The sequence below is a fragment of the Glutamicibacter nicotianae genome (assembly GCF_002797775.1).
In the GTDB taxonomy this organism is placed as follows: domain Bacteria; phylum Actinomycetota; class Actinomycetes; order Actinomycetales; family Micrococcaceae; genus Glutamicibacter; species Glutamicibacter nicotianae.
Genome location: NZ_PGEY01000001.1, coordinates 2,765,349 through 2,789,503, shown reverse-complemented (window position 1 = coordinate 2,789,503; position 24,155 = coordinate 2,765,349). Strand labels below are relative to the sequence as shown.

Sequence of the window (24,155 nt, the reverse complement as noted above, 5' to 3'; positions counted from 1 at the left end):
GCCTGTGCGCATCATTTGAACGTGGAGCAGGCTTTCAGCCCGTGCGGAGGCAGCAAGAAGCCACCCCGTCCGCACGGAAAATCCGTGGCGGACGGGATGGCCGTGGCAGGCGTGGTCCGCTCAGGCGGCAGTCAAACCCAGCAGCTCGCCGAGGCGCTGGCGATGCGTCCGCGCCTGCCCGAAGAGCTGGCTCGTGGCATGCGCGCGCTTGAAGACCAGCTGGGCATCATGCTCCCAGGTGATGGCGATGCCGCCATGCAGCTGCACGCACTCCGCGGCGATGTGGTCCAGCGCGTCCGAGCACCAGGCCGCGGCAGATGCCGCACGCTGCGCCAGGTCATCAGCCCCGGTCCCCGCGGACCAGGCTGCGGCCCAGGCCGCGGTGCGTGCGGTCTCCACCTGCACCAGCATGTCCGCCATGCGGTGCTTGAGCGCCTGGAAGGAACCGATGGCCCGGCCGAACTGCTCGCGCTGCTTGGAGTATTCCACGGTCATGTCCAGTCCGCGCCGGGCGGTGCCCGCCTGCCAGCAGGCTAGTGACACCAGGGCGATGTCGCGGACCTTGGCCAGGGCGGCTTCGGCGTCCAGGGCCAGCTCTCGGGCCGGCACCTGATTCAGGGTGTAGGTGGCGAAGCGCAGGGTGGTGTCCACCGCAGGGGTGGAGATCCGCCCGATCGCTTCCGGATCCAGGATTTCGAAGATGCCGGGACCGGTTTCGGTCTGGGCCACGGCCAGCACCAGATTGGCGCCCATTCCGTCGATCACCAGCGTTGCCTCGCCGTCCAGCGCCCATTCCTCGCCCTGCCGGGTGGCGGCGAGGTCGTTGGTTGCAGGATCCCAGCGGCCCTTGGAGTCGGCCCAGGCAAGCGTGGCCAGGGTTTCGCCTTCGGCGATGCCCGGCAGCAGGCGTTCGCAGGCCTTGGCGTTGCCGGATTCGAGGATGGCCGCGGTGGCCAGCACGGCCGAGGACAGCAGCGGAGACGGAGCCAGATGGTAGCCGAGGGTCTCCAGGACCAGTCCGGTTTCCAGCCAGCCGCAGCCTGCCCCGCCGAATTCCTCCTGGATCGCCAGGGAGGCGACGCCGATTTCCTGGGCGAGCACCTTCCACAGCTGCGGGTCGTAGCCCAGTTGGGAATCGGCGGCGCTGCGCACCGCCTGCGGGTCGGAGTGGCGGGCCAGTACCGCGTGCAGGGTCTTGGCCAATTCGTCTTGTTCATCGGTAAGTGAGAAGTCCATGATGTCCTCTAGCTGGCAGGGGTCAGGATCGCGGCGGGTGCCAGGATCGATGCTGCGATGCGCGAGCGGTGGTAGCGGCCGGTGCCCCAGGAGGTGGCCAGTGCATGCACGCGGGTGAGCCACAGGCTCAGGTCGTGCTCCTGGGTGTAGCCGATGGCGCCGTGCACCTGCAGTGCGGTGCGTGCGGCCAGCACCGCGGCATCCGCGGCGGCCACCTTCGCGGCGGAGACGCTGCGTTCACCGGCAGGGGTGCCCAGGTCCAGGGCAGCGCCCTTGAGCAGCGGGCGGGCGAAGGTCAGCGCCACGCGGACGTTGGCCAGCTGGTGCTTCAGCCCCTGGTATTCGCCGATGACCCGGCCGAACTGCTGGCGCAGCTTGGCATAGGCCACTGCCTCTTCGAGCAGGCGTTCGCCGGCGCCCAGCAGCATTGCGGCGCTGCCCAGGGTGGCCCGGTCGATGGCCAGCGCCACGGCTTGCTCATCGAGCGCGGTGGCTGGCCCAGCAGGAGCGAGTTCATGCAGGGTGCGGGCCGCGTCGATGGACTCCTGGCCTTCCCCGGCCTCGGCCGGGGTGATGGAATCCGCGGTGACGATGAACTGCTGGCTGCACAGCTGCGCATCCAGCGCGTAGGGCATGAAGCCCGGGATCGCCGCGGTGGCGATCACCGAGCCGTCGGCCAGGGCTGCGCGCAGCTCAGCGTCCACCAGATCCGGCAGCAGAGCCGCGGATTCCAGGTACGGTCCGGGAGCCGCGTGGTAGCCGAGGCGCTCGAAGGCGACGATCAAGTCCACCGGGGTTCCGCCCATGCCGCCATCTGCCTCGTCGATGCACAGGCCCAGCAGGCCGAGCTCGGCCAGCTGCTCCCACAGTTCGCCGGCCGGGGTGGCATCGGATTCCGCGGCCGCGCGGGCCACGGCGGAGCCTCCCAGTGATTCGATGACCTGGTCGATGGCCTCGGCCAGCGCCTGCTGTTCCTCGCTGATTACGAATTTCATGATGCCTTCCGTCCATCGGTCCCGCGTGGCAGGCCAAGTATGCGTTCTGCAATGATGTTGCGCTGGATTTCATTGGTGCCCGCGTAGATCGGGCCGCCCAGGGCGAAGAGGTAGTCATCCACCCAGCGTCCGCCGGCTTCCGCAGAGGCGGAGCGCAGTTCCGCGGATGGGCCGAGCAGATCCAGGCCGGTCTGGTGGATGGCGATGTCCAGCTCGGACCAGAAGACCTTGTTCACGCTGCCCTCGGCACCGATGTCCCCGCCTTCCTGCAGCGTGCTGACGGTGCCCCAGGTGTACAGCCGGTAGGCCTCGGACTTGATCCAGGCATCCACCACCGCGTCCTGGGCGAACGGGTCCTGCTCCTGGTTGCGCTGCCACAGCTCGATCAGCCGGTCGGTGGCGGCGCAGAAGCGTCCGGGGGAGCGCAGCGACAGCCCGCGTTCGTTGCCGGCGGTGCTCATCGCCACGCGCCAGCCATCGCCCGGAGCGCCGAGCACGTCCTCGTCCGCGACGAACACGTCATCGAAGAACAGCTCAGCGAATCCGGTGGTGCCATCGAGCTGGGTGATCGGGCGGACGGTCAGGCCCGGCGCGTCCATCGGGAACAGGAAGTAGGTCAGGCCGCGGTGGCGCTGCGCCTCGGGATCCGAGCGGAACAGGCCGAAGCCGCGGTCGGCCCACGGGGCGCGCGAGCTCCAGGTCTTCTGGCCGTTCAGGATCCAGCCGCCGCGTTCGTCGTCGCGCTTGGCGGTGCTGCGGATGGAGGCCAGATCGCTGCCGGCGCCCGGCTCGGACCAGGCCTGGGCCCAAATCAGGGTGCCGTCGGTCATGTCGCGCAAAAAGCGCTCATGCTGCGCCTCGGTGCCGTGCCCGAACAGGATCGGAGCCAGCAGCGAGATGCCGTTCTGCGCCACGCGGGTCGGGGCTCCGGCGCGGTAGTACTCCTCCTCGAAGAGCACCCACTCGATCAGGCCGGCGCCGCGGCCCCCGTATTCTTCCGGCCAGGACACGACGGACCAGCGTCCTTCGGCCAGCTTGGCTTCCCACTGACGGTGGGCCGCGAAGCCCTCCTCGGTGTCCATGGAGGGCAGCGGGGTGGCCGGAACGTTTTCGGCCAGCCAGGCGCGTGCTTCGGCAGCGAACGCGAGCTGCTCTTCTGTCAGGTCAAGATCCATTTATTTTGCCGCCTCCGCCATGTTCTTGGCTCCCATGCCGGCCAGGGAATCCTTGCCGACCTCTGCGTTGTGTGCGTGGGCTGCGTGGTGCAGCCCGAAGACCGAGTCCATGCCGGCGCGCAGGCCCTGCAGGTCCTCGGATTGGTTGACCGCCTTCTTGGCCAGTGCTAGCCCCAGGCGCGGCATGGCGCCGATGCGCTCAGCCAAATTCAGCGTGTGCTCCTCGAGCAGTTCGCGGTCAACGACGTGGTTGACCATGCCCAGCTCGTAGGCGCGGCGGGCCGTGAAGCGGTCGCCGGTGAACAGCATTTCCTTGGCCGCGCGGGGGTTGGTGACCCACGGGTGAGCGAAGTATTCCACGCCGGGAATACCCATGCGGACCACCGGGTCCGAGAAGAATGCGTCTTCGCTGGCCACGATGAAGTCGCAAGACCAGGCCAGCATCAGCCCGCCGGCGATGCAGGCGCCGTGGACCATGGCGATGACGGGCTTGGGCAGTTCGCGCCAGCGGCGGCACATGCCCAGGTAGACCTCGGATTCGCGGGCGAAGCGGGAGTCGACGCCCTCGGCCCCGACGTGGTCCCACCAGACCACTGCCTTGCGCTCGAAGCTCTGGTCGGCGTCGCGCTCCGGGGTGCCTATGTCGTGGCCTGCGCTGAAGTGCTTGCCGTTGCCCGCGAGCACGATGGCCTTGACCGCGTCGTCCTCGACGGCGCGGGTGAACGCGGCGTCCAGGGCATAGGTCATTTTCGAGTTCTGTGCGTTGCGGTACTCGGGGCGGTTCAGTCGAATGATCGCCGTGGTGCCGCGCACTTCGTAGGTTACGACGCCGTCACTGTCGTTCAGAGTCATCGCGGGCCTCCTTATCCTGTGTCGCATTTCGGCTGGGAACCCAGCCGTGAAAACTTGCTTGGGACTACAGTAACCAAACAAGTGCTTGGTTTGCTAGCATAAGCGAAGATCAACCGAGAGACCAATGGATATCGAGAGTGAGGGAGATGTCGTGGATCTGAATTATTCAGCGGAAGATGACGCGTTTCGTCAGGAATTCCGGGATTGGCTTGAAGCAAACCTCGTCGGCAAGTTCGCCGCACTGCGCGGACTGGGCGGCTCGGGGCGCGAGCACGAAGCCTTCGAGGAACGCCTGGAGTGGAACCAGCACATGGCCGCCCACGGCTGGAGCTGCGTCAGCTGGCCCAAGGAGCACGGCGGCCGCGGGCTGAGCCTGCAGCAGCAGGTCATCTTCCACGAGGAGTACGCCCGGGCCAATGCGCCGGCTCGCGTGAACCACCTGGGTGAGGAACTGCTGGGCCCGACCCTGATCGCCTTCGGCACTCCCGAGCAGCAGGCCCGGTTCCTGCCCAAGATCATCGCGGTCGAGGAACTGTGGTGCCAAGGCTACTCGGAGCCGGGAGCAGGCTCCGACCTGGCCGGGGTGAAGACCAAGGCCCGGCTGGAAGACGGCAAGTGGGTTGTCGACGGCCAGAAGGTGTGGACCTCGCTGGCGCACACCGCTGACTGGTGCTTCGTCATCGCCCGCACCGAGCCGGGATCCGTGAAGCATCGCGGCCTGTCCTACCTGCTGGTTCCGATGGACCAGCCCGGCGTGGAGATCCGCCCGATCCTTCAGCTGACCGGAACCTCGGAGTTCAACGAGGTCTTCTTCGACGGCGCCACCACCGATGAGGACCTGGTGGTGGGCGAGCCCGGCGCGGGCTGGTCGGTGGCCATGGGCACCCTGGGCTTCGAGCGCGGCGTGTCCACGCTCGCCCAGCAGATCGCCTTCCAGCGCGAGCTGCAGCTGATCATCGACCTGGCGCGCACCAACGGAGCGATCGAGGATCCCATTATCCAAGACCAGATCGTCAAGTCCCAGATGGGGCTCGATATGCTTCGCATGCACGGGCTGCGCACGCTCAGCGGCGAGCAGGGCATCGAGGCCTCGATCACCAAGCTGCTGTGGGCTCCATGGCACCGCTCGCTGGGCGAGCTGGCCATGGCCGTAGCCGGCGCCGGCGGGCTGACTGTCGCGCAGGCGCCGTATGAGCTCGACGAGCTGCAGGCTCTGTATCTCTTTAGCCGCGCCGATACCCTCTACGGGGGATCGGACGAAATCCAACGCAACGTAATCGCCGAGCGCGTGCTCGGCCTGCCCAAGGAGGCACGAGTATGACCATCCAGCGCATCGCACAGCCGGCGCCAGAATACGTTCCAGCCCATGGTCTGCTCGCCGGACGACGCGTTGTCGTGACCGCTGCAGCCGGAGCCGGCATTGGGGCCGCGGCCGCACGCCGCTGCCTGGAGGAAGGTGCGGACCTGGTGGTGCTGGGCGATACCCACGCCGGCCGGCTCGAGGCCTCCGCCAATGAACTCGGCGCGGAGTTCGGCGCCGAGCGCGTGCGCTTCGCCGTCTGCGACGTGACCAACGAAGAGCAGGTCCAGGCGCTGCTGGACGTCGCCGAGGAAGCCGGCGGCGTGGACGTCATGATCAACAACGCCGGGCTGGGCGGCACCGCCTCCATCCTGGACATGGAAGACGAGCAGTGGGAGAAGGTCGTGAACGTGACCCTCACCGGCACCTTCCGCTCCGTGCGCGCCGCCAGCCAGCGCATGGTGAGGAACGGCACCAAGGGCGTCATCATCAACAACGCCTCGGTGATCGGCTGGCGCGCCCAGGAAGGGCAGGCCCACTACGCCGCCGCGAAGGCAGGCGTCATGGCACTGACTCGCTCGGCAGCCATGGACGTGGCCCCGCACGGCATCCGCATCAACGCGGTCGCCCCGTCGCTGGCCATGCACCCGTTCCTGGCCAAGGTCACCTCGGACGAGCTGCTGGAAGAGCTGACCTCCCGCGAGGCCTTCGGCCGCGCCGCCGAGCCCTGGGAAATCGCCAACGTCATGGTCTTCCTGGCCAGCGACTATTCCTCGTACATGACCGGTGAAGTGGTCCCCGTCAGCAGCCAGCAGGCCTAAAGGAGAGAACAGATGACTGAGGCTTACATTATTGACGCCGTGCGCACCCCGGTGGGCCGCCGCGGCGGTTCGCTGGCCGAAATCCACTCGGCCGACCTGGGCGCCCACGTGATCTCGGCGCTGGTCGAGCGCACCGGCATCGACCCCGGCGCGGTGGACGACGTGATCTTCGGATGCACCGACACCCTGGGCTCCCAGGCCGGCGACATCGCCCGCACCGCATGGCTGGTGGCCGGGCTGCCGGACCATGTGCCGGGCGTGACCATCGACCGCCAGTGCGGTTCCAGCCAGCAGGCGGTGCACTTCGCGGCGCAGGGCGTCATGTCCGGCACCGCAGATTTGATCATCGCCGGCGGTGTGCAGAACATGTCCAAGATCCCGATCTCCGCGGCCATGATCGCCGGCGCCGAGTTCGGATTCACCACGCCCTTCGCCGAGTCCCCTGGCTGGGTCGCCCGCTACGGCGACCAGGAGGTCTCGCAGTTCCGCGGGGCGGAGATGATCGCCGAGAAGTGGGACATCACCCGCGAGCGCATGGAGCAGTTCGCGCTGGAAAGCCATGAGCGCGCAGCCGCCGCCGTGGACGAGGGCCGCTTCGACTCGCAGGTTGTTCCGCTGAACGGCCTGGAGCAGGACGAGACCATCCGCCGCGGCACCACCCTGGAGAAGATGGCGACGCTGAACACGCTCACCGAGGACGGCCGGCTGACCGCCGCGGTGGCCTCGCAGATCTGCGACGGCGCCAGCGCCGTGCTGATCGCCTCCAAGAAGGCGGTGGAAGAGCACGGGCTGACCCCGCGTGCCCGCATCCACCACATGTCGGTGCGCGCCGACGACCCGGTGTGGATGCTCACCGGCCCGATCCGCGCAACGAAGTATGCGCTGGAGCGCGCAGGCATGAGCGTGGACGAGATCGACCTGTTCGAATGCAACGAGGCCTTCGCCCCGGTCGTGCTGGCCTGGATGGACGAGCTGGGCATCGACCGCGAGAAGGTCAACGTCAACGGCGGCGGCATCGCCCTGGGCCACCCGATCGGCGCCACCGGCACCCGGCTGATGACCACGCTGCTCAATGAGCTGGAACGCACCGGCGGCCGCTACGGCCTGCAGACGATGTGCGAGGGTGGCGGCCAGGCCAACGTCACGATCATCGAGCGCCTCTAGCTTTCGGCCCGCAAGCCCATTAACCAAAGATCCCCGCCGGGTGGACCGGCGGGGATCTTTTCGATCATCACTCGCACCTTTATGAGGTACTTATAACTGCAGGACCCGGAACTGTGCCTGCCCTATGCAGGGCATCGGCACTGCCCGGGGAACTACTTGGCGTTGACCGACAACGGAACGTCGACAGGTTCCAGCTCGCCATGCGGCGGGTTCTTCGGAATGAAGCCGGCCAGGATCACGGCGGCCACGGAGAACCCGGCGCCGAGCAGCAGTGCCGTGCGGAAACCCTGCTCGGTCGGGATCATGGCGCCATGGAAGTCGGTGGTCATCTGGGCCAGCACCAGGCCGATGACCGCGGCGCTGGCGGTGGTGCCCAGCGAACGCATTAGCGTGTTGAAGCCGTTGGCCGCGGCGGTTTCGCTGCGCGGCACCGAGCTCATGATGATCGACGGCATGGCTCCGTAGGCGAAGGCCACGCCGCTGTTGACCAGGGTGGCGGTGAGCAGCAGGCCCCAGGTGCTTCCCATGCCCCACAGGCCCACCACGTAGCCGACGGCCAGGATGGAGATGCCCAGCATCAGCGTGAACTTGGCGCCCAGCTTGTCGGAGAGCTTGCCGCCCACCGGCGAGAGGATCAGCATCATGAAGCCGGCCGGGGCGCCCCACAGACCGGCGGCCAAAACGGACTGGCCCAAGCCGTATCCGGTGCTGGATGGCAGTTGCAGGATCTGCGGCATGAGCAGCATGCTGACGTACATGCCGAAGCCGACGAAGATCGAGGCGATGTTGGTCAGCAATACGCGGGGGATGACCGCGGTGCGCAGGTCAACCAGGGGGTCGGTGGTCCGCAGCTCCCAGAAGCCCCAGAAGACCAGCGCCAGCAGCGACAGGCCGAAGAGGCACAGGGTCAGCGGCGAGGCCCAGCCCCAGAAAGAGCCCTTGGAGAGGGCCAGCATCAGCGCCAGGATGCCCGTGGACAGGCCGATGGCGCCGAGCCAGTCGAAGCGCTGGCCGGCGGCTCCGGCCTTCATGCCCGGGATGAACTTCCAGATCAGCAATGCGACGATCAAGGTGACCACGGAGCCGCCGACGAACAATGCGCGCCAATCGGAGAATTCGATGACCGCGGCGGAAATCGGCAGCCCGATGGCGCCGCCAGCTCCCAGGGTGGCGCTGACAGTGGCGATGGCGGAGGAGAGCTGTTCCTTGGGCACGAGGTCGCGCAGCATGGCGATGCCCAGCGGGATCATGCCCGAACCGAAGCCCTGCAGGGCGCGGCCGATGATCATGATCGTGACGTTGGGGGCGAAGGCGCAGACCAATCCGCCGAGAATCAAAGGCAGAGCGAGGATCAGGATCATCCGGCGCTTGCCGAAGAGGTCACCCAGGCGTCCGGAAATCGGGACAGCCACCGCTCCGGCGAGCAGCGTGGCCGTCACGATCCAAGCGGTGTTGTCGGCGGAGGTATTGAAGATCTCGGGCAGTTGCGGGATCAGGGGAGCAACCATCGTCTGCGTCAGTGCAGAAGCGATGCCGGCAGTTGCCAGGATGCCGACGGCGGTTCCCGGACGAGTGGCGGATTTTTTGGCGCGATGCGTCAAGGGGTCCTTTCAGGGTGATGTGTAAGATACATACAGTATTCATAATACACATTCCGGGGTACGATGGAAGGCCTGAAAGGGCGTGAATACCATCAAGCGACACACTGCAGATATCGAGTACGAGCAGATGCTTCTCAGCCGCTATTTCGTGGCGCAGCATCGGCGGGGAAACGGATTGGACCGCAGCGCGTACCTGATCCTGAGCCACATCGATGCGCGCGGGCCGATGACGATCGGCGAGCTGAGCTCCGCGCTGCGTCTGGACGCCTCGACCTTGCAGCGGCAAGTGGCCGCGATTGTGCGCGACGGGTTGCTGGAGCGGGGCTTGAACCCGAACGGAAGCGCCGCCCGCAAACTGACGATGACCTCGCATGGCCGCGACATGCTGGAAACCGACCGTGACGGATATATCCAGGACCTCGACGCCATCACTGCAGACTGGTCGGCGGAGGACGTCAACACTTTTGCCGAACTGCTGCGGCGCTACAACGGAGCCATCGAGGAGTTCCGGGACGTCAAGAATTCACGTTGACCCCCGCGGTAGCCGCGTGCGGGGCTTTTCCAGCTGCCATCTCGACCATGGCCAGACGGGCACGAAGTCTGAATGAAACCTTGGATGCATCGAAGATCGGTGTATTGAAGCGTAGTCTCGGGACGACCGTTGAACGTTTGGACCAGCGAGGAGTGAACAATGGATGGATGCGAAAGCAAAAACTACAACTTGTCACTGTCCCTGACAACGGATCAATATGACGACCTGACAACCGCGCTGGAAGCGCATCGTGACGGCTTGCGCCGCATCGCCGGCCAAGCCGCCAACGGCTTCGGTCTGGGTTCCGGATACTGGAATGGGCGGGCCGAGGAAGTCCAGGAGCTTTTGAGCTGTGTGCGCCGGCTTGCGCAAAGCGAAAATTCCTCCGGAGTCAATGATGCTTCAGGTAATTCGTCGAGGCGCTTCCCTCCGAAATGACGGGCAGTCCATATTGATAGTCGAAAGGGCGATTCGAGTTGCCAGCTGTATTCGCGGCGTCCGAGCTTTCCGGAGCAGGATTGCTTGGCACAAGAGTTGAGGCCGTTCCATCTTGATGGAACGGCCTCAATCATGCGCGGGCGGCGTACCGACGCTCCGCAATGGCCGTGTCGGACTAGATGGCGAGCCGCCGCGCGTATTGCGGCATCCTGGCGCCGGCGTACCCGGAAACTCGGGACCAGATGCGCGACTGCGCTGTGCTTCCAATACTTCACCCGGCAGGTGAGCGTGACTTCGAGCTCGGCTCGCGCGAACAGCGATCCGATCTGCATGGCATCCGCTTCAACGTCAACAGTTTTCAATGCCTGATTGGGCCTGGCAACTCAGTAGCTTGAGCTCATCGGAAGCTGGGTCGATGATGGCCACGAGGACCGCTTTCCCGTGCATTCACACCAGGCCCATGGCATCGGTGACGGATTCCTTGGCTCCAATCATGGCAACCGGCATGTGTACTGGCTCCACCTTGTTTGTATCTTTCCGAGCGGCCACATCAGTCACGGCGCACACCTCGCCAACGCAGGTTTCGACGTGGATTCGCGATGCTGCGCAGTGTCCAAGAAATACCATGGGAAAAAGTAGTCCACTTTTCGAGGAACTTGCGCGAAGCCCCACGTGAATGTTCCGGCGGACGGTGAAGTCCGCGCCGGGGATCTCCCATGCAAAGCGCCCGGAGCTTCGCGACAAAGTCGGACTGGTTCCCTCAGCAGGCTGGTAATTGTTTTTCGAATCCAGGGTGCGCTGCACTGGCGCAAACATGTCGAGTCGCCTGGCAAGAACTATCGGACCCTGCCAGAATTCGAGTGATTCCAGGGCTCGCATCCCGCGGTCCGGTCGCTGGAACTGCCGCGCGGACGCGGCGGCACGCAAAAACCGCCGTGCCGGCAGCGAAAACTCGCTGCCCGCACGGCGGGCTGCATGGCCTGAGGGACTGTCCTACGCGAGGGCGTCCTTGCTGTTGTGCACGAAGCCCGGAAGCACCGAAAGGCGTTCAACAGCGTCATCGATGATGCGGTCCACGAGCTGCTCGCAGGTCGGCAGGTCGTCGATGACGCCGACTACCTGTCCGGAGGCCAGCATGCCGGCCTGCGTATCGCCGTTGACCAGGCCGGCCTTCAGCAGCATCGGGGTATTGGCGGCCAGCATCATCTGGCCCCAGCTGCGTCCGGTGCCGCGCTTCATGCTCAGCCCGTCGCGGGCCAGGCCCAGCCAGGACTGCCCGGAGAGCTCCTTGAATTGCAGGGTGCGCCGCGCCGTGCCCATCAGCCGGCCCAGTGGCGAGCTGGATTCCAGGGCGTCGATGAACTCGGTGCGCAGCAGCCGGTGCGGCATGCCATCGGCCTTGGTGGTCACCACGGTGCCGTCCAGCCCGAACTCCAGATAGCGCCGCTTGATCTGCTCGGGCACGGCGCTGTCGCTGGTGAGTAGGAAGCGGGTGCCCATGCCGATGCCGGCCGCGCCATAGGACAGCGCGGCGGCCAGTCCGCGCCCGTCGAAGAACCCGCCGGCAGCGATCACCGGGATATCCACCGCATCCAGCACGGCGGGCAGCAGCAGGGTGGTCGGGGTGGCGCCGGTGTGGCCGCCGCCCTCGCCGCCCTGGATCATCACCGCGTCGGCGCCCCAGGCCGCGACCTTCTGCGCATGGCGCGGCAGGCCGACCGACGGGATGACCACCGCGTCGTTTTCCTTGAGCTTGTCGATCAGCTCGCGTTTGGGCGCCAGTGCGAAGGAAGCGACCTTCACGCCGTACTTGAGGAGCAGATCCACCCGCTGGCCAGCGTCCGCGGCATCGGCGCGCAGGTTGACGCCGAAGGGCTTGTCGGTGCGGGACTTGGTTTCCACGATGGCTTTCTCAAGCTCGTCGCAGGTCATGGTCGCCGAGGCGAGGATGCCCAGGCCGCCGGCCTGCGCGGTGGCGGCGGCAAGCCTAGGCCCGGCGACCCAGCCCATGCCTGTCTGCACCACCGGGTGCTGGATGCCGACGAGCTCGGTCAGGGAAGTGCGGATGCGGTTCGTGGTGCTCATGGGCTGACCTCTTGTTCTCTGCGGCGGGCGGGGTCCAGGACCTCGCGAATCAGTTCAAGTTCCTGCTCATCGGGCAGGCGGGTGGTGTCGATGGTGTTGGGCAGGTGCAGTTCGAAGCCGGTGGCCTCCTGCACCTCGTGAAGGGACACACCGGGGTGCAGGCTGCGCAGCGCCATGGTGCCGCCGGGACCGTTGAAGTCGTAGACCCCGAGGTTGGTGATGACCCGGTGCAGGTGGTGGAAGCGCGCTGCCGTGGGGCCGGCGGCCTGGGCGCGGCGGTTTCCCACCCCGGCGACGAAGTCGACGTCCGGCACGAAGCTGCGCTTGGACTGCCGGGGAAACCAGTAGCTGGTGGCGTGGTTGATGGTGTTGGTGGCAGCGGCCCGGGAGCCGAGCAGCTGGCGGTGCGGCTGGAAGTGGTCGCCGATGGCCGAGAAGTTGTGGTTCCCCTCCCTGTCGATCTGCGCGCCGCCCATCACCACGTGCCGCTTGCCGGTGGCGATCAGCTCGAACAGCTCGCGGTAGGGCAGGTATCCGGCGCTGAATTCGCTCTGCCTGTCCAGGGGCGGGACATCTCCGTAGATGGTGGATTCGCCGTCGCTGAGCAGCAGTGTTGGCGCATGGGTCAGCGCGGCCAGCCGGGCGCCGAGCGTGGGAATGATCCCGGCCGGGCTGGCGAGGATCTCGCCTTGGCCGCGGAACAGGTCGCTGCAGGCTGCCACTGCGATCTCCGCGCGGCTGGCAGTTAAAGGAGTCTCAGGCATTGGCGGCCACCTTGCGCCAGATGCGCTCATCGTCCAGGTACGTGGCGCGGTAGCGTTCCCACAGTGCGGGATCAGTCGCCGCGGCAGCGTACTCGCGCTGCAGTTCCTCGTTGCGCGGGTAATCGGGCAGGCAGGCGGTGAAGTGGGCGCCTCCGGGTGCCTCTATAACGTGGTCCACCATGGTGCGATTCAGCAGCAGCGTGGAGGGGTGCGCGCCGGCGGCCAGCTCGCGGGTGCTGAGCACCGTTTCGGCGCTGAGGATGGTGCGTTTGGCAGCTCGGGCGAACAGGTCATCGACATAGGGGTCCGGGCCCAGGCATTGCCCGTTGCCCAGCGCGTCGGCCCGGTTCAGGTGGATGAGCGCCAGATCCAGCGGCACGGCCGGCATCGCCACCAGCGTTTGGCCATCTTCGTAGGGGGAAGTGATGGTGCGGATCTGCGGGTTGACGGTGAGCACATCCGAGCCCAGCCCGCTGCGGGTCACTTCGAAGGGCAGCCTCCGGCCGGCCGCGCGCAGCCCGGAGAGAAGCATCGACTCATCCAGCTCCGTGGTGGTGATGCTCCCCGCCTGCCGGGCGGCCGCAAAGTGCGGGTCCACCGCGATGGAATCCAGCGTGACGAACCCGTGGACTACCTCGCGCACCTGCCCGGTGGCGCACAGCGTCCCGACATCCGGGCCGCCGAAGCTGACGATGCGCAGATCCCTGGCCCCGGAGCGCACCAGCGCGGCCACCAGGGACATGGGCTTGCGCCGCGATCCCCAGCCGCCGATGCCGATGGTCATCCCGTCCTCGAACAACCCGCCCAGGTCTGCGGCATCCATGAGCTTGCAGGCCATGGCTAGGCCCCGGTGGCGACGAAGTCGTCGCGCAGCTCGTCGGCGACCCCGCCGAGGTTCAGTTCGAAGGTGAAGCCCTGCTCGAAGCGGTAGCTGCGGTTCACGTCGATCGGGTCGATGCAGTTCAGCGCTTCCTTGGCCGCGCGGATCACCCGCGGGTCCTTGGCGGCGATCTCGTTGGCGTAGGAGAACGCGGTCTCATCCAGCTTGTCCGCGCTGACTACCTCGGCCACCGAGCCCAGCTCGGCCAGCCGCTGCGCGCTGATGTTCTTGCTGGTGAAGTACAGGGTGCGCAGCATGTGGGCCGGGACCAGGCGGGCCAGGTGGGTGGCTGCGCCCAGCGCGCCGCGGTCGACCTCCGGCACGCCGAAGTAGGCGGTGTCGCTGGCGACGATGGTGTCCGCGTTGCCCACCAGACCCACGCCGCCGCCCAGGCAGAAGCCGTTGACCGCGGCGATGACCGGGACGGCGCATTCGTAGATGGACTTGAAGGCGGCGAAGCACCCGCGGTTGGCGCCGAGGATGGCGTTGAATTCCTCGGTGGACTGCATTTCCTTGATGTCCACCCCGGCGTTGAAGCCGCGGCCTTCGGCGCGCAGGATGACCGCACGCGTCTTGGCGTCCCTGGTCGCTTCGTTCATGGCGTCGGCGATGCCGAACCATCCGGCGACCGGCAGCGCGTTGACCGGAGGGTAGTTCATGGTGATGACGCGCACGCCGTTGGAGTGCATTGCTGAAGTAATCGACATTGGGATCTCCCTCTACCTAACATTTGCTTGTTTGTTACCCTAGCACTTGCTTGGTTTCAGGTACACTGGCAATCCATAAGCAGCACATCGACGAGAGGAAATTAGCCCATGACTGGCATTTTGAGCGGCCGAGTCGCCATCGTGACCGGCGCAGGCCGCGGACTGGGGCGCGAGCATGCACTAGAACTGGCCCGCCAGGGAGCGATGGTCGTGGTCAACGACTTCGGCACCACCCTGGGCGGCGCCATCGACCCGGCGAATCCGGCCCACGAAGTGGTAGCTGCCATCCGCGCCGAGGGCGGACAGGCCGTGGCCAACGGCGCCGATGTGGCTGATTTCGAACAGGCCGGCGCCATGGTGCAGCAGGCCATCGACACCTACGGCCGGCTGGACATCCTGGTCAACAACGCCGGATTCGTGCGCGACAGGATGCTGGTGAACACCAGCGAAGAGGAATGGGACGCGGTGATCCGCGTGCACCTCAAGGGCCATTTCGCCCCGCTGCGCCATGCAGCCAAGTACTGGCGCGACGAGGCCAAGGCCGGGCGCACCCCGCAGGCCAGAGTCATCAACACCACCTCCGGAGCAGGGCTGAAGGGCAGTGTCGGGCAGGCCAGCTACTCGGCCGCCAAGGCAGGGATCACCGGGTTGAGCATGGTCGCCGCCCACGAGCTGGCCCGCTACGGCGTCAAGGTGAATTCGATTGCCCCGGCCGCCCGCACCCGGATGACCGAAGACGCCTTCGGCGAGAGCATGGCCGCCCCGGAAGAAGGCTTCGATGCAATGAACCCGGCAAACGTCTCCCCGATCGTGGCCTGGCTGGCCAGCGCCGGCTGCGAGGTCACCGGACGGGTCATCGAGGTCGAAGGCGGACGCGTGTGCATCGAGGAAGGCTGGAACCACGGCCCGCAGGTTGATGCCGGCGCCCGCTGGGACGCCGCCGAGGTCGGTGCGCAGATCGAGCAGCTGCTCGCCCAGGCCGCCGTGCCGGAACCGGTGTACGGAGCATGAGCACCGCAGCGGTGGACCCGATGACCGCCGGCGCCTGGGCCGGCCAGCATCTGGGGGAGAAAACCGTCGGCTACACCCAGGACCAGGCGATCCTCTACGCGCTCGCCGTCGGCGCCCGGCCGGATGACCTCGACCTGGTTTTCGAGGACCGGTTGCGCGTGCTGCCCTCCTTCGGACTGACCTTGGCCCAGTGGGCCCCGGATGTGCTGGCAGACAAGGGCGCATTCGATAACCGCGCCGTGCATGGCGCCCAGGAACTGCTGGTCGCCAAGCCGCTGCCGCGCAGCGGGGAACTGACGCTGAATGCCCGGGTGGGCGAGGTTTGGGACAAGGGCGGCGCCGCCGTCTTCAATGTCATTGTCGAATGCGACTACTTCCAGGCCACCTGGCAGATCTTCGCCCCCGGCTTCGGCGGGTTCAATGGCCAGCGCGGCCCTGGCCGCACTGCGGCCCCTGGCACCCCGGCCGTGGGTACCGCCAGCGTGCAGACCGCGCAGAACCAGGCGACGCTCTACCGGCTGCTGGGGGACAAGCACCACATCCACATCGATCCGCAGGCCGCCCAGCGCATCGGGCAGGACCGCCCGATCCTGCACGGCCTGGCCAGCCTGGCCGCGACCACGCTGCCGCTGGCCGAACTGGCCGGGGCGCACCCGGCGGACCTGCTCGAATTCGGCGGGCGCTTCTCCGGGGTCGTCTTCCCCGGGGACCGCATCGAGGTTTCCACCTGGGAGCACGGGCGATTCGAGGCCGCCGTGGCCGACCGCACGGTCATCGCCGACGGCCAGGCGGTCTTCGGCTGAGCACGGCCGCGAGCTAGCCGCCGCACGCCCAGGGACCGCCCAGCGCTACTGCGCAGGGCGGTCTTTTGGTGTGCCCAGCATGATGACCAGAGGTTAATTGATCCTTGCGCGGGCGAAAGTGGGACTGTCCTTGCAGGGTTTTGCCGTGCAGGGTTCACTTGAGTATCGAGAGTCCATCATTTCGGCTTGGGGACCGGGCAGAATTGAGAAACGAGCACCACGTGGCACAACGCAAGACCGAACGGAAGAACCTGCAGGGAGAGGAAACCCGTACCAGGATTCTTGAGAAGACCATGCGCCTGGTCGCGGTCCACGGATACGCCGGAACCAGCCTCAGCATGGTGCGCAGGGCCTGCAATCTCTCCGCAAGCTCCATCTACTGGCACTATTCGGGCAAGGACGAGCTGATCGCTGCCGCCCTGGACCATGCCTATCGCACGCAGGCGCAGCGGTTGCCGAACTGGCTGGATACCCCGCCTTCCGCTTCCCGTGCCAACGACCTGTATTCGCAGCTCATGCGCTCACCCAGCGGCGAAGGTGAAATGGGGTACTGGCGTGCCGGGTTGCAGCTGTCGCTGACCAGGCCAGAAGCCCCGATCCCGGCACGCGAGCTTTTCCTGCAGATCCGCTCCGAAGGCATCGAATGGACCGCTGACTGGTGGGAGCGGACCCTCCCGGAGAACATGCCGCAGCGGCGTGCCGCGGCGGTGCTCATGGGCCATCTGACGGTCGCCGTGCGCGAGAGCAGCTTCCTGAAGCTTCGCGGACCACGCTCGACAGACACCGCCGGGCTGATCCGGATGAACGCCATGGCGCTGGATGCGGTGGCGCGGCAGCTGGTGGATTTGGCCGAAACCAGGAATCTTGCGCCAGCCAGCCCGGCGCCGCCGCAGATCACGCTGCTGCCCTCGGCCGATGACCCGGAATCCGGCCGCGAGGCGATCATCCGCGCTGCACAGGAAGTTATCGCCCAGTCGGGGTACGACGGGGTGAGCATCGCCAAGGTCTGCGAACGCGCGGGGCTTCCGGCCAGCTCGCTGTATTGGATCTTCAAGGACAAGGACGCGCTGATTTCCACCGTCATCTCCAACGCCTGCGCAGGATGGAAGCAATTGCGCGAGAAGGAATTCGCGCTGCCGCCCGGGGATCACTGGGCTGAGCAGATCCGCGCGTTCATCCTGCCTTCGCTGGACGGGGCAGAGCACCGGCAAGGTGCGGTGCCGATGAGCCTGCTGCTCCTCCTGCAGCGTGCAGAGCACGTGGATGCCGGGCGCAGCGAACTCGAAACCGTCCTGCAGGAGACCTTCGAAGCGACCGTCGACTGGTTCGATGCGCTGTTGGGGCAGGGTGCGGCGGCAGGACCCCGGCACGCCCAGGATGTGGCCACCTGCCTGTTCCGCATGCTTGACGGGATGCTGATCAGCCGCCGCGTCGCTGAACCCTTCTACGATCCGCAGCTGCTAGCCCTCTTGATCAGCAATGCCATCGTGCAGGTCGCGCAGCAGGGAGCCAAGGCCGCCTAGGGGCGTCGCTGGCCAACCGCCCGGCGTCCGGCCGCGCAGCACGAAAGCCCTCGGCGGGATGTCGCCGAGGGCTTTCGCCAAGCAGTGCACACAGCAATTCGGGCAGCAGCCCTAGTCTTCCGCGCCGCTCATCTGCGTTGCGGTGCGCACCAGCTCCTGTGCCCAGGAGAGCACCTGATCGCCGGAGACGCCCTGCGGCAAGCCGGAAGCGCGCAGCACCAGGCGGACCTTGCCAGCGGCATCCCGGATCGGGGCGAGCAGCGAATCCACGTTATAGCTGCCGGACTCGGTGAAATCCACCGGAGCGTAGCCCGAAGAGGTCTGCGCGATGATCTCGCGCAGCCTGCGTTCCTGGGCTGGTGTGTACAGGCCCGAGGAATATTCGCGCAGCACCGAGTAGACCTCGTCATCCGCGTAGTCCCCGCGCATGGTCACCGACCAGCCGCGTTCGCGTGCGGCCTGCAGGCGGGCCCGGTAGTCCTCGGCGGTGCATTCATCGCTGGGTAGGGCGCGAGCCAGCCAGCGCTCGATGGTGTCCGCGTCCTCCCAGGCCAGGCACATTTCGCCCATGGGCGGCATCAGCGGAATGCGTTCGCCCAGCCGCTGCCCGTCATTCAATTCCCCGGTGCCCGAGACAATCACCGCCATCTCGTCGCCGATAACCGCCATGGTGGAAATCTCCGCGTCCAGCGATGCAGCGAGCTGCTTCATGGCCGGGCGGTGGCGTTCGGCGCGGCGCACCGCGCGGATCAGGTCGGTCTCGAAGGGCGCATGCAGCGACAGCGGGGCGAAACGCCCGTAGCCGCCCTGGAAGAACAATAGCGGGGCCACCGGGGAGCAGACCTGCAGCTCCTGCACCGCACCAACCACGATGTGGTGGTCGCCGGCGTCGGTGATGGATTCGAAGGTGCAGTCGATATAGGCGACCGCGCCGTCCAGCACAGGGGCGCCGGAGGGTGCCGGTGTCCACTTGATGTCCTCGAACTTGTTCGTCGCACGGCCGGCGAAGCGGCGGCACAGCTCTTCCTGGTCGGCAGCCAGCACGTTCACGCAGAAGGAGCTGGCGGTGCGCAGCTTCTTGAAGGTGGAGGAAGCTACCGTGGGCAGGAAGCCCACCAGCGGCGGATCCAGCGACACCGAGGTGAAGGAGCCGACGATCATGCCGACCGGCTCGCCGTCCTGCGTGATGCCGGTGATCAGCACGACGCCGGTCGGGAAGTGTCCCAGCACGTTGCGGAACGCCATCGGATCCGAGACGGGAGGGGTCTGTGCCCCCAGTGCTACTGCATTCACGGTCTTTTCCTTTCAGTACGTCGCTGGCGCAGCTATTTCTTGCCGATGAGGTCCAGGGCGACATCTACGATCATGTCCTCCTGGCCGCCGACCATCCGGCGCTTGCCCAGTTCCATGAGGATGTCGGTGGTCGGGATGCCGTAGCGCTCGGAAGCGGCTTCGGCATGGCGCAGGAAGCTGGAGTACACCCCGGCATAGCCGAGCGAGAGGGTTTCGCGGTCCACGCGCACCGGGCGGTCCTGCAGCGGGCGGACCAGGTCATCGGCCGCGTTCATCAGGGTCGGCAGGTCGCAGCCGTGCTCGAAGCCGTACTTGTCCGCGGCGGCGATGAACGCCTCCAGCGGGGCGTTGCCCGCGCCGGCGCCCATGCCTGCCAGCGAGGCGTCCACCCGGTTCGCGCCGTGCTCCACGGCGGTGAGCGAGTTCGCAATGCTCAGCGAGAGGTTCTCGTGGGCGTGGACGCCGATCTCGGTGGCCGGATCCAGCACCTGGCGGAAGGCGTCGATGCGTTCGGCCACCCCCTTCGGGGTCAGCGCTCCGCCGGAGTCCACCACGTACACGCAGGTCGCGCCGTAGCTTTCCATCAGCTTGGCCTGGCGGGCCAGCTCGGCCGGCGCAGTCATGTGGGACATCATCAAGAAGCCCACGGTGTCCATGCCCAAATCGCGCGCGGCGGCGATGTGCTGCGCGGAAACGTCGGCCTCTGTGCTGTGCGTGGCGATGCGCACCACGGTAGCACCGGCCGAGTTGGCGGCCTTCAAATCGGTGATGGTGGCGATGCCCGGCAGCGCCAGGGTGGCGACCTTGGCGTTCTTCACTGCGGCGGCCACCGCGGAGATCCACTCCAGATCGGTGTGCGCGCCGAAACCGTAGACGCAGGAGGAGCCGTTGATGCCATCCCCGTGGGCGACCTCGATGGAGGCGACCCCTGCATCATCCAGCGCGGTGGCGATGGCCACGGCCTGCTCGACGCTGTACTGGTGCCGGATGGCGTGCATGCCATCGCGCAGGGTGACATCTGAGATGTAGAGCTTGCTCATGCCCGGGCCTCCTGGAGTGCTGGGTTCTCTGCGGTGGTTGAATGGTGCTGGGCCCAGCGTTCGGCCACGGCCATGGCGGCCGAGGTCATGATGTCCAGGTTGCCCGCGTAGGCCGGCAGGTAGTGCGCGGCGCCGGTGACTTCGAGCATCACGGTGACGCGCACGCCGGTGAAGTTCCCGGATTCCGGCAGGTGCAGCGGGTTCTGCTCGGTGAAGGTCTCGAACTGCACCGCCTGCTTGAGCTGGTAGCCCGGCACATAGCCCTGCACCTTGGCGGCCATTTCCAGGATCGAGGATTCGATCTGGCCCAGGTCCGGGTCTCCCTCAACCAGCGCGTAGACGGTGTTGCGCATCAGCATCGGCGGCTCGGCGGGATTCAGGATCATGATCGCCTTGCCGCGGCCGGCGCCGCCGATGTCCACCAGGGCCTGCGAGGTGGTCTCGGTGAATTCGTCGATGTTGGCGCGGGTGCCCGGTCCGGCGGACTTCGAGGAGACCGAGGAGACGATTTCCGCGTAGCGCACCGGGGCGACGGCGCTGATGGCCGCGACCATCGGCACGGTGGCCTGGCCGCCGCAGGTGACCATGTTCAGGTTCGAATCATCCAGATGGTCCTCCAGATTCACCACCGGGATACAGGAGGGTCCGACGGCCGCCGGGGTCAGATCCAGCACGCGGACCGAGGTGTCCTTCAGCTTCTCCCAGTTGGCGCGGTGCGCACCGGCGCTGGTCGCGTCGAAGACGACCTTGATGTCCTTGAAGTTCGGCAGGGCCAGCAGCCCGTCGATGCCCTCGGCGGTGGTGGGAACCCCGAACTTGGCTGCGCGGCGCAGGCCGTCGGAGTCGGGGTCGATGCCCACCATGGCGCCCATTTCCAGGCGCGTCGAGCCGCGCATGACTTTGATCATCAAATCGGTGCCGATGTTGCCGGAGCCGATGATGGCCACCGGCCAGCGATTGCGCTGTTCCATTAGTTCTCCTCGTGCGTGATGCGGACCTGTCCCAGGCCCTGGATGGTTGCCACTGCGTTGGCTCCGGCGGGGAAGTCGACCATTGGGCCCAGCGCCCCGGTCATCAGGATTTCTCCGGCCCGCAGCGGCTTGCCGAGCGAGGCCATGCGGCGCACCAGCCAGAGCGCGGCGCGGTAGGGGTGGCCCAGGCAGGCGGCGCCGGATCCGACCGAACGCACCTTGCCGTTGACTTCCATGGCCATGCCAGCGGCGGACAGGTCCAGCGCCGTGGGCAGCACCGGCACCGTACCGGTGACGATCCGCCCGCAGGAGGCATTGTCAGCGATCGTATCCAGAATCGAGATATCCCAGTTCTCGACGCGGGAGCCGACGATTTCAATGGCCGGAAGCAGGTGGTCCACCGCTGAAATCAGCTCGTTGATGGTGGTGTCTGGGTGTGGCAAGTCTTTGTTCAGCACCATTGCGATTTCCGCCTCGACGCGCGGCTGCAGTACCGCATTGGCGGCCAGGGGCTCGCCGTCGGCCAGGCACATGTCGGCGAAGAGCACGCCGAAGTCTGGCTGGTCCACACCCATTTGGGCCTGGACGGACGGCGAAGTAAGTCCGATCTTGCGGCCGACGACCCGTCGTCCGGCACTGATGGCGTGGTCCTCGTTCAGGCGCTGGACCTCGTAGGCGGCTTCGATGCCGCCGGCTGCCAGCTCGTCCCGGATGGGGCTGATGGCAACGCCGTTGAGCTCAGCTTCGCGCAGGCGCAGGGCGAGATCCGCCAGCAATTCCGTCTGCGTGCGAACCGTTTGAGTGTGTGTGGTCATCCGTCCTCCAAAGTGAGATCCCAGTATCTACAGCTTTGTTTCGGGCTTGATCGGACTGTCTCAGAGAGCGGGATAAAAATCAGGAATCTAGTTCTAGTTTTTCCCTGTAGTGAGGTGTACAGTGAATGAAAACAAAGAGTGGCCGACGTCACATGCGGGGCTGGTGCAGGCTTCCGGTCCGTTGGCAAAGACGCAAACCGCACGATTTTGCGAACCCGAAGATTTGAATCCCTTTACCCCAGGAAGGTTTCCAAATGAGCATTCTGACCTCTGCCCCTGCCGCCGGATGTTTGCCGACGTCGCCGGCGAATTCGCAGGCGCCGTCCATGGTTTCCCGGATGACAATGATCATGGAGGCCTTCGAGCCGCAGGATGCGCGCCTGCTGCTGGATGAGATCACGATTCGCGCAGGCCTGCCGAGGTCAACCACCCACCGGATCCTCGACCAGTTGGTGCAGATTGGCTGGTTGGAGCACACCCCCGACGGCTACGGCATGGGCTGGCGTTCGTTGAAATACCGCAACAACGACTCGATCAGCAGCCGCATCCGTACCGAAGCGGCCCCCTTGCTGCATGAACTGCAGATCAGAACCGGCAAGGTGGTGCACCTGGCAGTCCTGGAGGGAACGAATATCCGCTACCTCGACAAGCTGGGCGGCGCCAATGCGACGGCCGTTCCGTCCCGCGTCGGCGGGATCAATCCCGCCCACACGACTGCCTTGGGCAAGTCGATGCTGGCATGGATGGATCCGGAGGACCTCGACGAGATTTTCCCCAATGCGGTGGGCCAGAATGCTGGCAAGACCATGAATGATTCGAGCATGCTGTACTCGGAACTTGCACGAATCCGCCGTCGCGGGGGACTGGCCTACGAAACTGGCGAGAGCTATGAAGGCATCACCTGTGTTGCCTCGGCGATCAAGATCCGGCGCAATCCGGTTGCTGCACTGTCACTCGTGGGACGCGGACGAGACGCCATGGAGCTGCTGGCCCCGCTGGTGCAGCAGGCCGCGCGCAAAATCTCCGAATCACTCAGTGCCCCGGCATCGATGAGCGCCTGACCGCAAACGCATGCCCGGGCGGGCAGGAAAACACCACGGAGGCCGGACTGCAAAGTTGCAGTCCGGCCTCCGCGATGTCAATAAGCAGGGGCGCTTGTCGAACTAGCTGCTTGCGCAGCCGGTCCTAGTTTTCCGGGCGGCCGTCCAGCGCGGACCCATGCGGAGTCGCACCGCCTTCATCGGTCCAGTCCTGGCCAACTTCGTCATTCAATGCAGGGTCGGAAACGGTATCGGGCTCTTCGGTTTCTGCCTTGTTCAGCAGTGCTTCAGGGTTGTTCTCGGTCATGAATCCATCCCTTTCGTTGGTTGGATTGCCAACCTAGCAAGGATCAGCGGACTTCAAAACCTGAATGGCTCCATTTCCAGCAAGCGTTGAGCAATCCAACAGTGCGCGCCAACCCGCTTCACGTCCAGAACCTATTCCTCACGCTATGCGCTGCACGAATACGACGGAGTCTTCCAAGGTTGCAGGATCGCCGTCCGGTGCCATGATGCTGCGTTCGCGGATCTCTGCGCACAGCACCTCCCACTGCTCAGGGCCCAGCTCCAGGTCCGCCAGTTCCTCTTCCGGGCTGGGGAACGCGGGCATCGGGTGATCGGGCTTGCCGGCGAAGGAAGGCAAGGAGGCGTGGGACAGTGCCAGCAGATGGCCGCCCGGTGCGACCAGCGTTGCCGCCTTGCGCAGGAAGTCGGCGCGGGGGAATTCGAAAGGTGCCTGGAAGAAGCTCAAGGTCACCAGATCAAAGGTCTCCCCGGTATTCCACGCGGCCAGATCCGAGGCAATGAAGCGGGCCTGTTCCGCATCCAGGCCAAGCTTGGCGGCTTCTTCCGCGGCGCGTTTGACGGCGGTGGGCGAGATATCCACACCGGTAGCCTTCCAGCCATTGGCTGCCAGCCACAGCACGTCGCCGCCCTCGCCGCAGCCGATGTCCAACGATGTGCCGGCGTCCAACGGGGCAACCAATTCCTCGATGACCTGGTTGACCTTGCCTGACCAGATCCGCTCGGATTGGCCGTAGTGGTTTTCCCAGAAGGCGACGCCGTCGAGTTGCGTGGTGTGGTGTTCGTGGTGGTGGCTCATCCTTGGT

At 66.2% G+C, this 24,155-nt stretch carries 24 protein-coding genes; 9 read left to right on the top strand and 15 right to left on the bottom strand.

The window, feature by feature from the left end; translation table 11 throughout:
- Nucleotides 1-120 precede the first annotated feature (120 nt).
- From ATK23_RS12980 to ATK23_RS12965, 4 genes are read right to left on the bottom strand one after another with little or no spacing between them, the layout of a single operon-like run.
- Nucleotides 121-1,236: an acyl-CoA dehydrogenase family protein gene (locus tag ATK23_RS12980; protein WP_066143094.1), complete on the bottom strand. Its 1,116-nt coding sequence runs from the start codon at nt 1,234-1,236 to the stop codon at nt 121-123.
- Nucleotides 1,237-1,244: 8 nt separating this feature from the next.
- Nucleotides 1,245-2,231 carry an acyl-CoA dehydrogenase family protein gene (locus tag ATK23_RS12975; RefSeq protein WP_066143096.1) on the bottom strand — a complete coding sequence of 329 codons (987 nt, stop codon included), beginning with the start codon at nt 2,229-2,231 and terminating at the stop codon, nt 1,245-1,247.
- Nucleotides 2,228-3,406 (bottom strand): acyl-CoA dehydrogenase family protein, encoded by a 1,179-nt coding sequence (locus ATK23_RS12970; RefSeq protein WP_066143099.1) that lies wholly within the window; start codon nt 3,404-3,406, stop codon nt 2,228-2,230. Before ATK23_RS12970 ends, ATK23_RS12975 begins: the two co-directional genes overlap by 4 nt.
- Nucleotides 3,407-4,258: an enoyl-CoA hydratase gene (locus tag ATK23_RS12965; protein ID WP_047120435.1), complete on the bottom strand. Its 852-nt coding sequence runs from the start codon at nt 4,256-4,258 to the stop codon at nt 3,407-3,409. It abuts the gene before it with no gap.
- 124 nt (nt 4,259-4,382) lie between these two features.
- Between ATK23_RS12965 and ATK23_RS12960 the strand changes: the two genes are divergently transcribed.
- Genes ATK23_RS12960 through ATK23_RS12950 form a run of 3 tightly spaced genes read left to right on the top strand, consistent with a single transcriptional unit; the run spans nt 4,383 to nt 7,543 of the window.
- Nucleotides 4,383-5,579: an acyl-CoA dehydrogenase family protein gene (locus ATK23_RS12960; protein WP_066143101.1), complete on the top strand. Its 1,197-nt coding sequence runs from the start codon at nt 4,383-4,385 to the stop codon at nt 5,577-5,579.
- Complete coding sequence (locus tag ATK23_RS12955) at nt 5,576-6,379, top strand: SDR family oxidoreductase (RefSeq protein ID WP_066143102.1); 804 nt, start codon at nt 5,576-5,578, stop codon at nt 6,377-6,379. Before ATK23_RS12960 ends, ATK23_RS12955 begins: the two co-directional genes overlap by 4 nt.
- Nucleotides 6,380-6,391: 12 nt before the next feature.
- A complete protein-coding gene (locus tag ATK23_RS12950; protein WP_053799081.1) occupies nt 6,392-7,543 on the top strand; it encodes an acetyl-CoA C-acetyltransferase in 1,152 nt (383 codons plus the stop codon).
- A 152-nt stretch (nt 7,544-7,695) separates the two neighbouring features.
- On the opposite strand, the gene ATK23_RS12945 is transcribed toward ATK23_RS12950, so the two are convergent.
- Entirely contained in the window at nt 7,696-9,144 is a 1,449-nt protein-coding gene (locus ATK23_RS12945; RefSeq protein WP_245858421.1) for an MFS transporter, read from the bottom strand.
- Nucleotides 9,145-9,226: 82 nt separating this feature from the next.
- Between ATK23_RS12945 and ATK23_RS12940 the strand changes: the two genes are divergently transcribed.
- Both ATK23_RS12940 and ATK23_RS12935 read left to right on the top strand, forming a co-directional pair.
- Entirely contained in the window at nt 9,227-9,676 is a 450-nt protein-coding gene (locus ATK23_RS12940; RefSeq protein ID WP_245858420.1) for a MarR family winged helix-turn-helix transcriptional regulator, read from the top strand.
- Nucleotides 9,677-9,835: 159 nt separating this feature from the next.
- A complete protein-coding gene (locus tag ATK23_RS12935) occupies nt 9,836-10,114 on the top strand; it encodes a hypothetical protein (protein WP_066143103.1) in 279 nt (92 codons plus the stop codon).
- 993 nt (nt 10,115-11,107) lie between these two features.
- Here the strand turns inward: ATK23_RS12935 and ATK23_RS12925 are convergent.
- The 4 genes from ATK23_RS12925 to ATK23_RS12910 are packed head-to-tail and all read right to left on the bottom strand — an operon-like array spanning nt 11,108 to nt 14,550.
- Nucleotides 11,108-12,199: an NAD(P)H-dependent flavin oxidoreductase gene (locus ATK23_RS12925; protein ID WP_066143106.1), complete on the bottom strand. Its 1,092-nt coding sequence runs from the start codon at nt 12,197-12,199 to the stop codon at nt 11,108-11,110.
- A complete protein-coding gene (locus ATK23_RS12920; RefSeq protein ID WP_066143108.1) occupies nt 12,196-12,963 on the bottom strand; it encodes a CoA-transferase subunit beta in 768 nt (255 codons plus the stop codon). Before ATK23_RS12920 ends, ATK23_RS12925 begins: the two co-directional genes overlap by 4 nt.
- Nucleotides 12,956-13,801 (bottom strand): CoA transferase subunit A, encoded by an 846-nt coding sequence (locus ATK23_RS12915; RefSeq protein ID WP_066143110.1) that lies wholly within the window; start codon nt 13,799-13,801, stop codon nt 12,956-12,958. The genes ATK23_RS12920 and ATK23_RS12915 overlap by 8 nt, the downstream gene beginning before the upstream one ends.
- A 2-nt stretch (nt 13,802-13,803) precedes the next feature.
- Nucleotides 13,804-14,550, bottom strand: coding sequence for an enoyl-CoA hydratase family protein (locus ATK23_RS12910; RefSeq protein WP_066143113.1), 747 nt, complete (start codon nt 14,548-14,550; stop codon nt 13,804-13,806).
- Nucleotides 14,551-14,658: 108 nt separating this feature from the next.
- On the opposite strand from ATK23_RS12910, the gene ATK23_RS12905 reads away from it, so the two are divergent.
- The 3 genes from ATK23_RS12905 to ATK23_RS12895 all read left to right on the top strand — a co-directional run bounded on the left by ATK23_RS12905 (nt 14,659) and on the right by ATK23_RS12895 (nt 17,887).
- The gene (locus ATK23_RS12905; RefSeq protein WP_066143115.1) at nt 14,659-15,561 is read left to right on the top strand and encodes an SDR family oxidoreductase; all 903 of its coding nucleotides are present in this window, start codon (nt 14,659-14,661) and stop codon (nt 15,559-15,561) included.
- Complete coding sequence (locus tag ATK23_RS12900) at nt 15,558-16,364, top strand: MaoC/PaaZ C-terminal domain-containing protein (RefSeq protein WP_066143118.1); 807 nt, start codon at nt 15,558-15,560, stop codon at nt 16,362-16,364. The genes ATK23_RS12905 and ATK23_RS12900 overlap by 4 nt, the downstream gene beginning before the upstream one ends.
- Before the next feature lie 221 nt (nt 16,365-16,585).
- Nucleotides 16,586-17,887 carry a TetR/AcrR family transcriptional regulator gene (locus tag ATK23_RS12895; RefSeq protein WP_066143122.1) on the top strand — a complete coding sequence of 434 codons (1,302 nt, stop codon included), beginning with the start codon at nt 16,586-16,588 and terminating at the stop codon, nt 17,885-17,887.
- A 111-nt stretch (nt 17,888-17,998) separates the two neighbouring features.
- Here ATK23_RS12895 and ATK23_RS12890 read toward each other — a convergent pair whose 3' ends face one another.
- From ATK23_RS12890 to ATK23_RS12875, 4 genes are read right to left on the bottom strand one after another with little or no spacing between them, the layout of a single operon-like run.
- Nucleotides 17,999-19,180 (bottom strand): flavin reductase, encoded by a 1,182-nt coding sequence (locus ATK23_RS12890; RefSeq protein ID WP_066143127.1) that lies wholly within the window; start codon nt 19,178-19,180, stop codon nt 17,999-18,001.
- 32 nt (nt 19,181-19,212) lie between these two features.
- Nucleotides 19,213-20,220: a 4-hydroxy-2-oxovalerate aldolase gene (gene dmpG / locus ATK23_RS12885; RefSeq protein ID WP_066143128.1), complete on the bottom strand. Its 1,008-nt coding sequence runs from the start codon at nt 20,218-20,220 to the stop codon at nt 19,213-19,215.
- Nucleotides 20,217-21,191 (bottom strand): acetaldehyde dehydrogenase (acetylating), encoded by a 975-nt coding sequence (locus ATK23_RS12880; protein ID WP_083515641.1) that lies wholly within the window; start codon nt 21,189-21,191, stop codon nt 20,217-20,219. Before ATK23_RS12880 ends, dmpG begins: the two co-directional genes overlap by 4 nt.
- Nucleotides 21,191-22,006, bottom strand: coding sequence for a fumarylacetoacetate hydrolase family protein (locus tag ATK23_RS12875; protein ID WP_066143131.1), 816 nt, complete (start codon nt 22,004-22,006; stop codon nt 21,191-21,193). Before ATK23_RS12875 ends, ATK23_RS12880 begins: the two co-directional genes overlap by 1 nt.
- Before the next feature lie 254 nt (nt 22,007-22,260).
- On the opposite strand from ATK23_RS12875, the gene ATK23_RS12870 reads away from it, so the two are divergent.
- On the top strand, nt 22,261-23,067 hold the full coding sequence (locus ATK23_RS12870; protein WP_066143135.1) for an IclR family transcriptional regulator: 807 nt from the start codon (nt 22,261-22,263) through the stop codon (nt 23,065-23,067).
- 124 nt (nt 23,068-23,191) lie between these two features.
- On the opposite strand, the gene ATK23_RS16480 is transcribed toward ATK23_RS12870, so the two are convergent.
- Both ATK23_RS16480 and ATK23_RS12865 read right to left on the bottom strand, forming a co-directional pair.
- Nucleotides 23,192-23,353 carry a hypothetical protein gene (locus ATK23_RS16480; RefSeq protein ID WP_167550517.1) on the bottom strand — a complete coding sequence of 54 codons (162 nt, stop codon included), beginning with the start codon at nt 23,351-23,353 and terminating at the stop codon, nt 23,192-23,194.
- Between the two features lie 138 nt (nt 23,354-23,491).
- Nucleotides 23,492-24,148: a class I SAM-dependent methyltransferase gene (locus tag ATK23_RS12865; protein ID WP_066143138.1), complete on the bottom strand. Its 657-nt coding sequence runs from the start codon at nt 24,146-24,148 to the stop codon at nt 23,492-23,494.
- Nucleotides 24,149-24,155 lie beyond the last annotated feature (7 nt).

Bases quoted from the DNA above. Each gene is read 5' to 3' on its own strand.
- ATK23_RS12915 (WP_066143110.1), bottom strand. From the start codon at position 13,801: ATGGCCTGCAAGCTCATGGATGCCGCAGACCTGGGCGGGTTGTTCGAG.
- ATK23_RS12865 (WP_066143138.1), bottom strand. From the start codon at position 24,148: ATGAGCCACCACCACGAACACCACACCACGCAACTCGACGGCGTCGCC.
- ATK23_RS12875 (WP_066143131.1), bottom strand. From the start codon at position 22,006: ATGACCACACACACTCAAACGGTTCGCACGCAGACGGAATTGCTGGCG.
- ATK23_RS12925 (WP_066143106.1), bottom strand. From the start codon at position 12,199: ATGAGCACCACGAACCGCATCCGCACTTCCCTGACCGAGCTCGTCGGC.
- ATK23_RS12900 (WP_066143118.1), top strand. From the start codon at position 15,558: ATGAGCACCGCAGCGGTGGACCCGATGACCGCCGGCGCCTGGGCCGGC.
- ATK23_RS12905 (WP_066143115.1), top strand. From the start codon at position 14,659: ATGACTGGCATTTTGAGCGGCCGAGTCGCCATCGTGACCGGCGCAGGC.
- ATK23_RS12965 (WP_047120435.1), bottom strand. From the start codon at position 4,258: ATGACTCTGAACGACAGTGACGGCGTCGTAACCTACGAAGTGCGCGGC.
- ATK23_RS12975 (WP_066143096.1), bottom strand. From the start codon at position 2,231: ATGAAATTCGTAATCAGCGAGGAACAGCAGGCGCTGGCCGAGGCCATC.
- ATK23_RS12955 (WP_066143102.1), top strand. From the start codon at position 5,576: ATGACCATCCAGCGCATCGCACAGCCGGCGCCAGAATACGTTCCAGCC.
- ATK23_RS12980 (WP_066143094.1), bottom strand. From the start codon at position 1,236: ATGGACTTCTCACTTACCGATGAACAAGACGAATTGGCCAAGACCCTG.
- dmpG (WP_066143128.1), bottom strand. From the start codon at position 20,220: ATGAGCAAGCTCTACATCTCAGATGTCACCCTGCGCGATGGCATGCAC.
- ATK23_RS12910 (WP_066143113.1), bottom strand. From the start codon at position 14,550: ATGTCGATTACTTCAGCAATGCACTCCAACGGCGTGCGCGTCATCACC.
- ATK23_RS12920 (WP_066143108.1), bottom strand. From the start codon at position 12,963: ATGCCTGAGACTCCTTTAACTGCCAGCCGCGCGGAGATCGCAGTGGCA.
- ATK23_RS12970 (WP_066143099.1), bottom strand. From the start codon at position 3,406: ATGGATCTTGACCTGACAGAAGAGCAGCTCGCGTTCGCTGCCGAAGCA.
- ATK23_RS12950 (WP_053799081.1), top strand. From the start codon at position 6,392: ATGACTGAGGCTTACATTATTGACGCCGTGCGCACCCCGGTGGGCCGC.
- ATK23_RS12960 (WP_066143101.1), top strand. From the start codon at position 4,383: ATGGATATCGAGAGTGAGGGAGATGTCGTGGATCTGAATTATTCAGCG.
- ATK23_RS12935 (WP_066143103.1), top strand. From the start codon at position 9,836: ATGGATGGATGCGAAAGCAAAAACTACAACTTGTCACTGTCCCTGACA.
- ATK23_RS16480 (WP_167550517.1), bottom strand. From the start codon at position 23,353: ATGACCGAGAACAACCCTGAAGCACTGCTGAACAAGGCAGAAACCGAA.
- ATK23_RS12880 (WP_083515641.1), bottom strand. From the start codon at position 21,191: ATGGAACAGCGCAATCGCTGGCCGGTGGCCATCATCGGCTCCGGCAAC.
- ATK23_RS12870 (WP_066143135.1), top strand. From the start codon at position 22,261: ATGAGCATTCTGACCTCTGCCCCTGCCGCCGGATGTTTGCCGACGTCG.